This is a genomic window from Gemelliphila sp. 1F1 (genome assembly GCF_056897515.1).
On sequence record NZ_JBXHBE010000001.1, the window covers coordinates 402,231 to 415,432 of the forward strand.

16 protein-coding genes are annotated in these 13,202 nt (G+C 29.4%); 3 read left to right on the top strand and 13 right to left on the bottom strand.

The window, feature by feature from the left end; genetic code table 11:
• Position 1: 1 nt before the first annotated feature.
• The 9 genes from AC1XWJ_RS01885 to rpsB form a co-directional block, all read right to left on the bottom strand.
• Positions 2-805 carry a TlyA family RNA methyltransferase gene (locus tag AC1XWJ_RS01885; protein ID WP_483334163.1) on the bottom strand — a complete coding sequence of 268 codons (804 nt, stop codon included), beginning with the start codon at positions 803-805 and terminating at the stop codon, positions 2-4.
• A 193-nt stretch (positions 806-998) separates the two neighbouring features.
• Positions 999-1,865, bottom strand: coding sequence for a class II fructose-1,6-bisphosphate aldolase (gene fba / locus AC1XWJ_RS01890; RefSeq protein WP_483334165.1), 867 nt, complete (start codon positions 1,863-1,865; stop codon positions 999-1,001).
• Between the two features lie 95 nt (positions 1,866-1,960).
• Positions 1,961-2,860: an RluA family pseudouridine synthase gene (locus AC1XWJ_RS01895; RefSeq protein ID WP_483334167.1), complete on the bottom strand. Its 900-nt coding sequence runs from the start codon at positions 2,858-2,860 to the stop codon at positions 1,961-1,963.
• Between the two features lie 142 nt (positions 2,861-3,002).
• Positions 3,003-3,242: a YneF family protein gene (locus AC1XWJ_RS01900; protein WP_483334168.1), complete on the bottom strand. Its 240-nt coding sequence runs from the start codon at positions 3,240-3,242 to the stop codon at positions 3,003-3,005.
• Complete coding sequence (locus AC1XWJ_RS01905; protein ID WP_483334169.1) at positions 3,242-3,454, bottom strand: DUF896 domain-containing protein; 213 nt, start codon at positions 3,452-3,454, stop codon at positions 3,242-3,244. The genes AC1XWJ_RS01900 and AC1XWJ_RS01905 overlap by 1 nt, the downstream gene beginning before the upstream one ends.
• 2 nt (positions 3,455-3,456) lie before the next feature.
• The gene (frr, locus tag AC1XWJ_RS01910; RefSeq protein WP_483334170.1) at positions 3,457-4,014 is read right to left on the bottom strand and encodes a ribosome recycling factor; all 558 of its coding nucleotides are present in this window, start codon (positions 4,012-4,014) and stop codon (positions 3,457-3,459) included.
• 12 nt (positions 4,015-4,026) lie between these two features.
• Positions 4,027-4,743 carry a UMP kinase gene (gene pyrH, locus AC1XWJ_RS01915; RefSeq protein ID WP_483334171.1) on the bottom strand — a complete coding sequence of 239 codons (717 nt, stop codon included), beginning with the start codon at positions 4,741-4,743 and terminating at the stop codon, positions 4,027-4,029.
• Between the two features lie 60 nt (positions 4,744-4,803).
• Complete coding sequence (tsf, locus tag AC1XWJ_RS01920; RefSeq protein ID WP_483334173.1) at positions 4,804-5,685, bottom strand: translation elongation factor Ts; 882 nt, start codon at positions 5,683-5,685, stop codon at positions 4,804-4,806.
• A 73-nt stretch (positions 5,686-5,758) separates the two neighbouring features.
• Positions 5,759-6,493 carry a 30S ribosomal protein S2 gene (gene rpsB / locus AC1XWJ_RS01925; RefSeq protein ID WP_483334175.1) on the bottom strand — a complete coding sequence of 245 codons (735 nt, stop codon included), beginning with the start codon at positions 6,491-6,493 and terminating at the stop codon, positions 5,759-5,761.
• 267 nt (positions 6,494-6,760) lie between these two features.
• Here rpsB and AC1XWJ_RS01930 point away from each other — a divergent pair, with 267 nt between their 5' ends.
• From AC1XWJ_RS01930 to AC1XWJ_RS01940, 3 genes are all read left to right on the top strand, one after another.
• Entirely contained in the window at positions 6,761-7,729 is a 969-nt protein-coding gene (locus AC1XWJ_RS01930; protein WP_483334176.1) for a metal ABC transporter solute-binding protein, Zn/Mn family, read from the top strand.
• 81 nt (positions 7,730-7,810) lie between these two features.
• Positions 7,811-8,530 carry a metal ABC transporter ATP-binding protein gene (locus AC1XWJ_RS01935; protein ID WP_483334178.1) on the top strand — a complete coding sequence of 240 codons (720 nt, stop codon included), beginning with the start codon at positions 7,811-7,813 and terminating at the stop codon, positions 8,528-8,530.
• Positions 8,523-9,314 (top strand): metal ABC transporter permease, encoded by a 792-nt coding sequence (locus tag AC1XWJ_RS01940; protein ID WP_483334179.1) that lies wholly within the window; start codon positions 8,523-8,525, stop codon positions 9,312-9,314. The genes AC1XWJ_RS01935 and AC1XWJ_RS01940 overlap by 8 nt, the downstream gene beginning before the upstream one ends.
• 272 nt (positions 9,315-9,586) lie before the next feature.
• Here the strand turns inward: AC1XWJ_RS01940 and guaC are convergent, their stop codons facing one another.
• The 4 genes from guaC to AC1XWJ_RS01960 all read right to left on the bottom strand — a co-directional run bounded on the left by guaC (position 9,587) and on the right by AC1XWJ_RS01960 (position 13,178).
• The gene (gene guaC / locus AC1XWJ_RS01945) at positions 9,587-10,561 is read right to left on the bottom strand and encodes a GMP reductase (RefSeq protein ID WP_483334272.1); all 975 of its coding nucleotides are present in this window, start codon (positions 10,559-10,561) and stop codon (positions 9,587-9,589) included.
• A gap of 94 nt (positions 10,562-10,655) precedes the next feature.
• Positions 10,656-11,498: a peptide chain release factor N(5)-glutamine methyltransferase gene (prmC, locus tag AC1XWJ_RS01950; RefSeq protein ID WP_483334181.1), complete on the bottom strand. Its 843-nt coding sequence runs from the start codon at positions 11,496-11,498 to the stop codon at positions 10,656-10,658.
• Positions 11,498-12,586: a peptide chain release factor 1 gene (gene prfA, locus AC1XWJ_RS01955; RefSeq protein ID WP_483334182.1), complete on the bottom strand. Its 1,089-nt coding sequence runs from the start codon at positions 12,584-12,586 to the stop codon at positions 11,498-11,500. Before prfA ends, prmC begins: the two co-directional genes overlap by 1 nt.
• Before the next feature lie 13 nt (positions 12,587-12,599).
• Positions 12,600-13,178, bottom strand: a complete 579-nt coding sequence (locus AC1XWJ_RS01960) for a thymidine kinase (RefSeq protein WP_483334183.1) — start codon at positions 13,176-13,178, stop codon at positions 12,600-12,602.
• Positions 13,179-13,202: the final 24 nt, after the last annotated feature.

A 13,202-nucleotide genomic window follows, 5' to 3' on the forward strand; every position in this document is an offset into this window, starting at 1 on the left:
CCTATTTGAAATATTTATTTGATAAATCAACGATTTCTTTTATATCTATTTTCTGGTTGAGAATAGTATCCTTTGTATATTTTAAAATCATTAAATATTCTATATTACCTTCTCCACCTGTAATTGGCGAAAATGAAATATTTTTAACACTAAATCCTATACTGTTAGCAAATAAATATATTTTTTCTACTACCTCTAAATGAACTTTTTTATCTTTAACTATTCCACCTTTACCGACTTTTTCTTTTCCTGCTTCAAATTGTGGTTTAATAAGAGCACAAACCTCACCATTTTTTTCAATAATTTTAGCTAAAGTTGGTAGTATCAATGTCAATGATATAAAAGAAACATCTATAGACGCTCTTTCTACTGGCAGTGTAAACATTTCTTTAGTACAATTACGAAAGTTTGTTTGTTCCATAACCTTTACTCTATCGTCTATTCGTAATTTCCATGCTAATTGATTTGTTCCTACGTCAAGTGCATATACGTATTTAGCTCCATTTTGTAAAGCACAATCAGTAAATCCTCCAGTTGATGATCCAATATCCAACATCACTTTATCTTCAACATTAAAATTCAATTCTTTTATTGCTTTTTCTAATTTTAGACCACCCCTACTTACATAAGGCATAGTCTTCCCTTTTATACGTAGTTCTGCTGTAGTGTCTATTTTTTCTCCTGGTTTATCAATTCTAGTGCTATCATTATAGACAATACCAGCCATTATCGCCCGTTTAGCCTTTTCTCTAGACTCAAATAAACCTTGACTAACACAAAGAACATCTGCTCTTTCTTTTCCCATAAATACCTCTTTTATTTATTTAATATTTTAATTTTATCATAATAAAATATTTTTAGCTATATATAATTGTTTAACTGTTAATAATTATTAAATAAATATGTGATTTAACAAAAAATAGATAATATCTTTTAAGTATAAAATACAAAAAAGAGCTATTCAATAAGAATAACTCTTTTATAACATAGTGTATTTATTATGCTTTATTTCTTGAACCAAAAATATCAATTTTTGAATGAACCATAGCTTTGATTCCTTCAAATCCTGGTTTTAATAGATTTCTTGGGTCAAAACCTTTAGGTTTCAAATCTCCATCATTTTCGATATATTCTCTAGTTGCTGCTGCAAAAGCTAATTGACATTCTGTGTTTACATTAACTTTTGATACACCTAAAGATATAGCTTTTTGAATTTGTTCTGTAGGAATTCCTGATCCCCCGTGTAATACTAATGGAATACCTCCTGTAACTTTAGAAATTTCTTCTAATGTTTCAAAGCTTAGTCCTGCCCAATTTTCTGGATATTTACCATGAATATTACCAATACCAGCAGCTAAGAAGTCTATTCCCAATTCTGCCATAATTTGACATTCTTTAGGGTCTGCTAATTCTCCAGTTCCGATAACTCCATCTTCTTCTCCACCAATTGATCCTACTTCACACTCTATTGATAATCCTCTTTCATGAGCTAATGCAATCATTTCTTTAGATTTTTCAATATTTTCTTCGAATGGGTAGTGTGAACCATCAAACATTACTGAACTAAATCCTGCTTCAATAGCTGCTTTCGTACCTTCGTATGATCCGTGGTCTAAATGTAGAGCAACTGGGACAGTAATATTCATACTTTCTACCATTGCTTTAACCATATCAGCTACAGTTTTAAAACCTGTCATGTACTTAGCAGCACCTTCACTAACACCTAGAATAACTGGGCTTTTGGCTTCTTCAGCAGCTTCTAAAATAGCTTTTGTCCACTCTAAGTTATTGATATTGAAGTGTCCTACTGCATATCCTTCTTTTCTTGCTTTTACAAGCATGTCTTTTGCGGGTACTAATACCATTTATATATCCTCCTTATGTATAGCACTATTATTATAATACTACAAAATAAGAAAAAAATAAATATATTTTGTAAAAAAGATATTGTTATTTCTAGTTAGCTTAAATTTTTTAAAATATTACTAAAATAACTAGGTAATTCTGTATCTATACTTATCAATTTATTAGTAGTTGGGTGTATAAATTCTAAAGATTTAGAATGGAGCATCTGACCATTAGTATCTAATGTCTTTCGTGGTCCATAAACTAAATCTCCTGCTAAAGGATATCCTATATATTTCATGTGGACTCTTATTTGATGAGTACGTCCTGTATCCAGTTCACATTCAACGAGAGTAAATTTTTCGAATCTATCAACAACTCTAAAATGAGTAATTGCTTTTTTACCTTCGTCTATTACTGCCATTTCTTTCCTTTCTCGAGGATTTCTTGCTATAGGTGCATCTATTGTCCCATAATCATGCTTTATATTGCCATGTACTAACGCATAATATTTTCTTTTAATTTCTTTATTAGCTATCATTTCAGATAATTTTATATGAGTTTTATCATTTTTCGCAATTACTAATAGACCAGATGTGTCTTTATCTATTCTATGAACAATTCCTGGTCTTATTATTCCGTTAATACTTGATAAATTATCTACGTGATACATTAACGCATTTACTAAAGTTCCACTTTTATGACCAACAGAAGGATGTACAACCATACCTTTTTCTTTATTTACAATTAATAAATCGTCATCTTCATAAATTATATTAATGCTTATATTTTCTTTTTCTACATTTAATTCTTCTGCCTCTTTGAATTTAATTGTAATATTATCATTAAATTTAAGTTTGTAATTGCTTTTTATATTATTATCGTTAACTAAAATATAGCCTTCATTTATTAAATTTTGTATATTAGTTCTTGATATATCACTAATTTCAGATATTAGAAATTTATCTAATCTGATACTTTCATCTTTGTTGTAGACAACTGTTTTGATTTCCATTTTTACCTCCTAACAACACTAAAAAATAATATGGAGCAAAATAAAAGTTGATATTGTAATTACTCCCTTACTAAGTAATTAATTTTACTATATTAATAATAAAATATTGTAATTATACTCTATTTTGCTCCATATTATAAATTTATTTTTTATTTTTTACTGCTTGTTTCTGAGCTTTTTGCATATTACTCATCATTTGATTGATTTTTTTCTTAGATGGTTTTTGTCCCATTTGTGTCATCATATTCATAATAACTTCTTCGTTTATTTGTGGATTTTTTTCCATATAACTCATAAAATTTCTACGTGCTAAGAAAAATCCTAATACTGCACCAGCTAAAAATACTAATGTTGATATTAATATTACTGTTCCTGTACTCATTATTTATTTCCTTTCTTAGAAGGGGTAACGTCTTCTCCTTCTTCATTAATTACTCTCGTATTATCTAATATATTTTTTACATTTGCTTTAAAATTTTCTAAATATAGTTTTCTATATTTCTCTAATTCAGCAAATTCTTCTTCAGTTAATTCTCTTTCTTTCTTTATAGCATTTAAACTATTAACTTTTTCTATTATTTTTGACATTTCCATAATTAAACACTCATCAACTCGTCTTGTTTTTCTTTTGTTATTTTATCAATTTCAGCAATAAATTTATCGGTTGCTTTTTGGATATCATCAGAATATCCTTTTAAATCATCTTCTGTAATTTGTGAAGATTTTTCTAGTTTTTTAACAGCATCCATTGCATCACGACGCACATTACGAACAGCAACTTTTGAGCTTTCTGATTCTTTACCTACTTGTTTTGCTAATTCTTTTCTACGCTCTTCTGTTAACGCTGGAAATACTATTCTGATTACTGTTCCATCATTAGCAGGATTTAAACCTAAATCAGATGCTTGAATAGCTTTCTCTATTTCTTTTAACAAACTTTTTTCATAAGGTGATATCACTAGCATTTTTGGCTCTGGCACAGATATCCCTGCCACTTGATTTATAGGTGTAGGAACACCATAGTATTCAACACTCAATCTATCAAGAACAGATGCACTAGCTTTTCCTGCTCGAATAGAAGCTAATTCTCTTCTTAAGCTTGAGATGGCTTTTGTCATTTTTTCTTCTAAACTCAATAAAATTTGTTCAGGCATTTTTTATCTCCTTTATTTCGTTATTATTGTTCCTATATTCTCTTTGTTTACGACTTTCACTATATTATCTTCTTCATCAATAGAAAATACTATTAATGGTAAATTATTATCCATACAGAATGTTATCGCTGTTGCATCCATTACTGCTAGACCTCTACTAATTACATCCATATGTTTTAAATCATTATATTTTGTAGCGTCTTTTTCTATTTTCGGATCTGCTGAATAAACACCATCAACACCATTTTTACCCATAAGAATAACTTCTGCATCTATTTCTTTAGCTCTTAGTGCTGCTGTTGTATCTGTTGAGAAAAATGGATTTCCTATACCTGCTGCAAAAATAGCTACACGTCCTTTTTCCAAATGTCTGATAGCTCTTCTTCTTATATAAGGTTCAGCCATAGCTTTCATTTCAACTGATGTTAGAACTCTTGTGTCTACACCTTTATGCTCAAGTGAATCTTGAAGTGCTAAAGAATTCATAACTGTTGCTAACATTCCCATAGAATCAGCAGTAGGGCGTTCCATTCCAAGTTCTTCACCAGTTTTACCACGCCATATATTACCACCACCAACAACTATTGCCACTTCAACACCTTGTTTTACAACCTTAACTATTTGATCTGTTATTTTATTAACTACTGCTGAATCTATTCCAAATCCTTTGCTTCCTGCTAATGCTTCTCCACTTAGTTTTAAAAGTACTCTTTTGTATTGATTAGACATTTGTAATATCCTCCTATTTTGTAAAAAAGCACACACGAAAAAGTGTATGCTTTTTTGATATTAGTTTCCTCTTACTTGACTCATAACTTCTTCTGCAAAGTTATCTTCTTTTTTCTCGATTCCTTCACCTACTTCGTATCTAACGAATTTAGTAAGTTTTCCACCTTTAGAAGCTACAAATTTTTCTACTGTAACACTATCATCTTTAACGAATTTTTGTTTAACTAAACATATTTCTTCTAAATATTTGTTTAATCTTCCTACTATCATTTTTTCTACGATATTAGCAGGTTTACCTTCGTTCAATGCTTGTTCTGATAAAACTTTTTTCTCATGTTCCAATTCTTCTTGTGGTACTTCTGTTTCATCTAAGTATTTTGGATTCAAAGCAGCTACGTGCATTGCAACATCTTTTGCTACTTCTTCATCATTAATTCCTTCAATTAATGTAAGAACTCCAATTCTTCCTCCCATATGAGAGTAAGTACCGAATACATCAGCATCAGTTTTTGTAACAATCTCAAATCTTCTTAATGATAATTTTTCTCCGATTGTTGCAATTCCATTATTAATAGCACTTTCAACTGTTCCATCTCCAACTTTAACAGCTAAAGCTTCTTCAACTGTTTTTGGTTCATTTGCTAATATTGCATTAGCTACTTCTTTTACTAATTCAATAAATTTATCGTTTTTAGCTACGAAATCTGTTTCTGAGTTAATTTCTAGTACTAATGCTTTATTTCCTTCTGTTATTAGATATGTAATTCCTTCAGCTGCAATACGACCTGCTTTCTTAGCTGCTTTTGCTATTCCGTTTTCTCGTAAGTAATCGATAGCTGCTTCCATATCTCCATTAGTTGCTTCTAGTGCTTTTTTTGAATCCATCATTCCAGCACCAGTACGATCTCTCAATTCTTTTACTTGACTAGCTTTTATAGCCATAGATATTCCTCCATATATAATATATTTTTTATGATAAGTAGTATAGAATATTCTTCTATACTACTATGTTTTATTATTCTTCTTCAGTTGTTACTTCTACTTCTTCTTCTACAACTTCTTCAATATTCCCTTCATTATAAGAAACGAATGCGTCTGCCATTTTAGCTGTTAATAATTTAACCGCACGAATAGCATCATCGTTAGCTGGAATTACATAATCTACATCATCAGGATCACAGTTAGTATCAACAATACCTACGACAGGAATTCCTAATTTTTTAGCTTCTGCAATAGCGTTGTGTTCTTTCTTAGGATCTACTACGAACATTGCATCTGGCATAGTTCTCATCTCTCTAATTCCACCTAAAAACTTATTAAGTTTGTCATATTCTTTTCTTAATTCAATAACTTCTTTTTTAGGTAATACTTCAAATACACCTTCTTCTTCCATTTTTTCAATTTCAGAAATTCTATCAATACGTCCTTTGATAGTTTTGTAATTAGTTAATGTTCCACCTAACCAACGGTGATTGATATAATATTGTCCTGAACGCTCTGCCTCTTCTTTGATAGCTTCTTGCGCTTGTTTTTTTGTACCTACAAATAACATTTTTCCACCTTGGTCTGCTATTGATTTTACAAATTCATAAGCTTCATCAACTTTCTTAACTGTTTTTTGTAAGTCTATAATATATATTCCGTTTCTTTCTGTGAATATATATTTGTCCATTTTTGGGTTCCATCTTCTAGTTTGGTGACCGAAATGTACCCCCGCCTCTAATAATTGTTTCATTGAAATAACTGGCATAGTTATTATCCTCCTTGGTTTTTCCTCCAGTATTTTCATATTAATTGTAGACAAATGCACCGAACAATTAATCTAATACTGTGTGTTTTTTATTGACTTTTAGCCAACTTTATTAATTATAAATGAATATAACATAAAAATCAAGTACTTAATATAATTATATAGAATTAATTATATTTTTATCTTAAATTATATCTTGATTTTTATATAAAAAAGTATTACAATATAAAACGTAACAATTACGAAATAAGAAAGGAATATTTTGTTATGCAGAAAAATTTAAAAATATTGACAATTATTACTTCTATAATTATAATGTTAACAGCTTGTAGTTCAAAAACTACATCTAATAACAACAAAATTAAGATAGTTTCTTCCATGAATTTTTATTCTGAAGTCGCAAAAAATATAGCACAAGATAAAGCAGAAGTCACTTCTATAATAGAAAGTAGTAGCATAGATCCACACGATTTCGAGCCCTCTGCTAATGATGCGAAAAAAGTTTCAGATGCTGATATTACTATTTATAATGGTGGTGGATATGATTCGTGGTTCGAAAAACTTACAGACAACAATAACAATGCAACAAAAATTGATGCTGCAAAACTAATTAATCTTAAAGATGGAGATAACGAACATATATGGTATAATCCTCAAGTATTAAAAAATGTTGCAGAAAAATTAACAGAAGAATTATCTAACAAAGATAGTAATAATAAAGATTTTTACAATAAAAATAAAGAAAATTACGTAAAAGAATTAAATAGAATAGAAGAAAAAATTTCTTCACTGAAAAATAAATCTGATGGGAAAGTAGTTTTAACGACAGAGCCAGTTTTTGAATACGCTGTAAAACAACTTAACCTAAAAACTACAGATTCTATTGATAGACTCGCAAAAGCTACATCACAAGGAAATGATCCGTCCCCTCAAGATTTAAAACAAATTCAAGAAGATATTAAGAATAAAAAAATATCGTTTATAGTTAATAACGTTCAGACAACTAATAAAACAGTTGAAGGTATTATTGCTTTAGCTAACGAGTATAATATACCTATAATGAATGTTTCCGAAACTAAACCAAACGACAAAAGTTATATCGAATGGATGCTTAGTCAATATGAAGCACTTGAAAAAATATTAGATAGTGGTGTTGGTGAAGAAGCTTATCATACAGAAGATGCAAAAGAAGGACATACACACGATCATGACCACGATCATGATCATAGTCATTAATTATCAAAACAAATGGGAGTTAGACTAACCTAGAATTAAATCTTAACTAGTCACTCCCATTTATATTAGAAAGGATAGTATATGGAAAAACTAACAGTTAAAAATATAAATATAAGTATTGATAATAAAATTTTACAAAAAAATATTTCGTTTGATGCAAAAGAAGGAGAAGTCATTGCAATTATAGGAGAGAATGGAGTAGGAAAAACTACCCTACTAAAAAATATAATATTAGAAATAAATAAAAAACAAAGTGAATTTTTAGACATTAAAACTAACAATAAAAAAATTGGATATGTTCCACAATTTAGATATTTTAACGATGAAGTACCGCTATCTGTTTATGACTTCCTAACATTACCTCTAAAACAGAAAATTTTCCCTTGGTTATCAAAACAAGAAATTTCTAACTTAAAGACAATTATGGAAACTATGAAAATAGAACATTTGAAGCAAAAAAGAATAGGAACTTTATCGGGAGGAGAACGTCAAAGAGTATATTTAGCCCAAGCTCTTATTACTAACCCTAAAATTATTCTACTTGATGAGTTTACATCAAATCTTGATAAAAAAAGTGAAATTGACTGTATGCAGCTCGTTACAGAAATGACAAAAAAAAATAAATTAATTACACTTTGTATAACTCATGAATTATCCTTAATAGATAAAAAATACGTTGATAAAATATTGTATCTTGATAAAAATACATACACTTTTATTAATGTAGAGCAATATGAAGATCATGAGCAATTATTTAAATTGTGTAAACATTGTGCAGGAGATAAAAATATATATGTTTAGTTATGAATTTATGCAAAATGCATTTATAAGTGGAACTATAGTAGCTATAATGTGTGGTTTTATAGGAGTTTTCGTTATGGCACGTAATATGTCATTTATTTCACATACACTTTCTCACGTAGGATTTTCTGGGGCTGCATTCGCAGTATTTTTAGGTATTAATCCTATATATGGGTTGTTAATATTTACTATTACTATGTCATATATAGTAGGACACCTAAGTTCTAAAGCTTTTCGCAGAGAGGCTACAGTGAGTGTTATGCTAGGAATTTTCTTGGGATTAGGACTTCTGTTCCTCTCTCTTACCCCTAAGAGCACAAGCTATGTTAATAGTATTTTATTCGGAAGTGTCGTATCTATAACTAGATCAGATGTGAAAATTATTTTCTCATTAGCTATTTTAGTTATTTTCGCTTTACTATTGTCTTATAGAATATTAAAATTTGATTCTTTTGATTCTTTAGGTGCTGCAGCACTTGGAATAAATACAAAATTAGTATCTATTTTCTTTTTGCTATTACTATCTATAGCAATTAGTATAACTGTACCAATAGTTGGTGCCTTACTTATGTTTATACTACTTACTGTTCCTGCTAGTGCCGCAAGATATTTAACGACAAATATCGCAAAAATGATTTTTATATCAATATTTTTCGCATTAGTAGGTGTTTGGAGTGGTTTAACCTTATCATATTATACCTCTCTTCCAGTAACTTTCTTTATTGCTACTATTGAAGGAATATTTTATTTTATATCATTAATAATTTTCAATAGAAAAAAATAAAAGTCAATCAGACTATCTGATTGACTTTTATCAATTTTAATTTTTCACTAAACCATTAACATGGCTTTTATCAATACATAGCATAAATATAAAAGAAATGACGCACACGCTAATATAAATGATATATACACAATATATAAGATAGAATATACTATAATTTGTAAATTCCTCAACATAACAATCACTCCTTTTATAAAATTATACAACTATTTTTTTTAAAAAGTCTATGCTCTAAGTAATGCTGAATCATCAGGTGTACTTGGGAATTTCTACTATCTATCTCCATTAAATATTGAATTTTTTACAATTACATAATCTACTTTTCTTAATGAAGACACGTCACGTCCTCCAGCATAAGAAATTGATGATTGTAAGTCTTGTTGCATTTCGATTAATGTGTCAAACATATCTCCTTTATGAGGAGTTAAAATCTTTTTACCTTCAACATTTTTTCTTTCGCCTTTTTGAAACTCTGAAGCACTTCCAAAGTATTCTTTATATTTTTTACCATCTATTTCTATCGTTTCTCCAGGACTTTGCTCATGACCTGCAAATAAAGAACCTATCATTACAAACGTAGCACCAAATCTAATAGATTTTGCTATATCTCCGTGATCTCTAATTCCTCCATCAGCAATAACAGGTTTACTTGCAGCTTTAGTACACCATCTTAGTGCCGCTAATTGCCAACCACCTGTTCCAAATCCAGTTTTTAATTTTGTAATACATACCTTTCCTGGTCCTATACCAACTTTTGTAGCATCTGCTCCAGCATTTTCTAATTCACGAACAGCTTCTGGCGTTCCAACATTTCCAGCAATAACAAACGACTGTGGTAAATGTTCTTTTATGAATTTTATCATTTTTATTACTTTATTAGAATGACCATGAGCTATATCTATAGTTATATATTCTGGCTCTAAATTATTTTCTTTTAATTCTAAAACAAAATTAAATTCTTCATCTTTTATTCCAATACTAATTGAAGAGAATAAATTTAATTCTTTCATTCTTTTAACAAAGTTAAGTCTACGTTCTGGATTAAATCTATGCATTATATAGAAATAATCTTTACTAGCTAACTGTTCTGCTAAATTTTCATCAATAATAGTTTGCATATTAGCAGGTACAACTGGCAATTTAAAAATTCTGTTACCTAACTTAACTTCTGTATTACACTCAGACCTACTGTTTACTATACACTTGTTTGGTATAAGCTGAACATCTTCATAATCAAATATTCTCATATCATTTATCATATGGGACCTCCCGAAAGGTTAATTATATTTGGCGTTAACCATAAATATAATACACTAATAGAATTTTTTTGTAAAGTAATTATTACTTTATTTTTAATTTGGCAATTCTATCGCGTCCATTAATATCTTTATAAACATTAATTTCATAATTATTTAACATTGCTAATTTTTGTAATTTATCTTTTTGATCATAACCAATTTCAAAAAAAATTATTCCATTCTTTTTTAAATATTTAGTAGCATTTTCTAATATTTTTCTATAAAAGTACATTCCATCTTCATCTGCAAATAATGCAAGATGTGGATCATAATCCAAAACATCTTTAGTCATCTTATCTTTATAATCATACGAAATATACGGAGGATTAGAAACAATTATATCAAATTTATCGTATATATTATCAAAAATATTTGATTGTACAAATTTTATAGATGCTTCGTTGTAATCAGCATTGCTTTTGGCAATATTTAATGCAGTAACACTAATATCACTAGCTGTTATCATAATATTTTTGTTATTCAATTCTTTTTCTAATGTGATTGCAATAATTCCACTACCTGTACATAAATCTAAAATATTTATATTATTCAAATTTTCACTATTAATATAATCTATTACCTTATAAACAAGTTCTTCAGTCTCCATTCTAGGAGATAGAACATCAGAAGTTACTTTAAATTTACGATTATAAAAATAATCAAATCCTACTAGATGACTGAGTGGTTTATTATTTTGTATATGTTCATTGATTAATTGAAAAAACTTGTCTGAAAGTTCATTTGATAATTCTTCTTTATAATTATTACTAAAAGTAGAACTAGATTCATCTAATAAATACATAAGTAAAAATCTAGCTATACTTTCTTCTTTTTCTTGTTCTCTCAAAAGAGAACAAGCTTTTATTAAAGCCTGTTCTCTTTTCATTATAGCTCGTCACCTTTATTTAATTCTGCCATTTTTTCTGTCTGTTCTGCTATACGTAATGCTTCCATTATCTCATCAAGTTTACCTTCTACTATTTGATCTAATTTTTGAATAGTTAGTCCTATTCGGTGATCAGTTACACGATTTTGTGGATAGTTGTATGTTCTTATACGCTCTGATCGATCTCCTGTACCTACTTTTGATTTTCTTTCTGCATCAAACTTAGCTTGTTCTTCTTGCTGGAATTTATCATAAACCCTAGCACGCAAAACCTTCATAGCTTTTTCTTTATTTTTTATTTGTGAACGTTCATCTTGCATAGATACTACGACACCTGTCGGAATATGAGTTAATCTTACTGCTGACATTGTAGTATTTACAGATTGTCCTCCTGCACCACTTGATGCGAATGTATCAACTCTTATATCATTTTCATTAATTTCTATTTCTACTTCTTCTGCTTCTGGTAATACTACTACCGTTGCAGTAGACGTGTGGATACGTCCACTTGACTCTGTCGTAGGTACTCTTTGAACTCTATGCGCCCCACTTTCAAATTTCATCTTAGAATAAACTTCATCACCTGAGATAATAAATATTGCTTCTTTTATTCCTCCTATTCCAGTTTCTGAACGTTCTAATAAATCTACCTTCCAGCCTTGTGATTCAGCATAGCGAGTATACATTCTTAATAAATCACCAGCAAAAAGAGCTGCCTCATCTCCTCCTGCTGCTCCTCGAACCTCTACAACAACATTTTTACTATCATTAGGATCTTTTGGTAATAATAATATTTTCAACTCATCTTCCATAGGATCTACAGAAGACTCCAGCTCTTTTAGTTCTTCTTGCATCATTTCTTTCATTTCTTTATCTTCTTCGATTTCAAGAAGTTCTTTTGTATCTTTGATTTGACTAATTATATTTTTATATTCTCTAAATACTGCAACTGTTTTTTCTATTGATCTTTGTTCTTTAGAGTATTCCATTAGTTTTTTTGTATCACTAACTACGTCCGGATCACTAAGTAGTTCATTTAGACGTTCGTATCTCTCTTCAACTATTTCTAGTTGTCCTAATATTTCCATAATACCTCCTAATTTATCTATCTATTTCATAACAATGTCGACATCTTGCTTCATAAGATTCACTAGCACCTATAACGACAATCTCGTCATCATATTTTGCGGGTTGTCCATCTAACAATCTTTGACTTCTACTAGCTTCTCTTCCACATTTGCTACATACTGCATGCAACTTAGTTACTATTTCACTTATTGCCATAATTTCTGGCATTGGATAAAAAGGCTCTCCCCTAAAATCCATATCCAATCCTGCTACTATAACTCTAATACCTTTGTTAGCTAAATTATTAATTACATCAATAATATTTTTATCAAAAAATTGAATCTCATCTATACCTATGATATCATAATTTTCTTTGACTACATATTTATAAATATCTTTTGAATTTTCTATACATATGGAATCATAGCTATTCCCATTATGTGTCGAAACTTTTCCTGCCTCATATCTATTATCAATAGCTGGTTTAAACAGTAGAACATTTTGTTTTGCTATAACTCCCCTTTTAATTCTTCTTAAAAGTTCCTCTGATTTACCAGAAAACATACTCCCACATATGCATTCTATCCATCCTCTTTTTCTATCTTCAAACATACATTCTCCTGCCAAAATTTATAA

Excerpts from the sequence above, each read along its gene's own strand:
- AC1XWJ_RS01900 (WP_483334168.1), bottom strand. The coding sequence starts at position 3,242 with ATGAGTACAGGAACAGTAATATTAATATCAACATTAGTATTTTTAGCT.
- AC1XWJ_RS01940 (WP_483334179.1), top strand. The coding sequence starts at position 8,523 with ATGTTTAGTTATGAATTTATGCAAAATGCATTTATAAGTGGAACTATA.
- AC1XWJ_RS01935 (WP_483334178.1), top strand. The coding sequence starts at position 7,811 with ATGGAAAAACTAACAGTTAAAAATATAAATATAAGTATTGATAATAAA.
- tsf (WP_483334173.1), bottom strand. The coding sequence starts at position 5,685 with ATGGCTATAAAAGCTAGTCAAGTAAAAGAATTGAGAGATCGTACTGGT.
- AC1XWJ_RS01905 (WP_483334169.1), bottom strand. The coding sequence starts at position 3,454 with ATGGAAATGTCAAAAATAATAGAAAAAGTTAATAGTTTAAATGCTATA.
- AC1XWJ_RS01960 (WP_483334183.1), bottom strand. The coding sequence starts at position 13,178 with ATGTTTGAAGATAGAAAAAGAGGATGGATAGAATGCATATGTGGGAGT.
- fba (WP_483334165.1), bottom strand. The coding sequence starts at position 1,865 with ATGGTATTAGTACCCGCAAAAGACATGCTTGTAAAAGCAAGAAAAGAA.
- guaC (WP_483334272.1), bottom strand. The coding sequence starts at position 10,561 with ATGAGAATATTTGATTATGAAGATGTTCAGCTTATACCAAACAAGTGT.
- AC1XWJ_RS01885 (WP_483334163.1), bottom strand. The coding sequence starts at position 805 with ATGGGAAAAGAAAGAGCAGATGTTCTTTGTGTTAGTCAAGGTTTATTT.
- prfA (WP_483334182.1), bottom strand. The coding sequence starts at position 12,586 with ATGGAAATATTAGGACAACTAGAAATAGTTGAAGAGAGATACGAACGT.
- prmC (WP_483334181.1), bottom strand. The coding sequence starts at position 11,498 with ATGAAAAGAGAACAGGCTTTAATAAAAGCTTGTTCTCTTTTGAGAGAA.
- AC1XWJ_RS01930 (WP_483334176.1), top strand. The coding sequence starts at position 6,761 with ATGCAGAAAAATTTAAAAATATTGACAATTATTACTTCTATAATTATA.
- pyrH (WP_483334171.1), bottom strand. The coding sequence starts at position 4,743 with ATGTCTAATCAATACAAAAGAGTACTTTTAAAACTAAGTGGAGAAGCA.
- AC1XWJ_RS01895 (WP_483334167.1), bottom strand. The coding sequence starts at position 2,860 with ATGGAAATCAAAACAGTTGTCTACAACAAAGATGAAAGTATCAGATTA.
- rpsB (WP_483334175.1), bottom strand. The coding sequence starts at position 6,493 with ATGCCAGTTATTTCAATGAAACAATTATTAGAGGCGGGGGTACATTTC.
- frr (WP_483334170.1), bottom strand. The coding sequence starts at position 4,014 with ATGCCTGAACAAATTTTATTGAGTTTAGAAGAAAAAATGACAAAAGCC.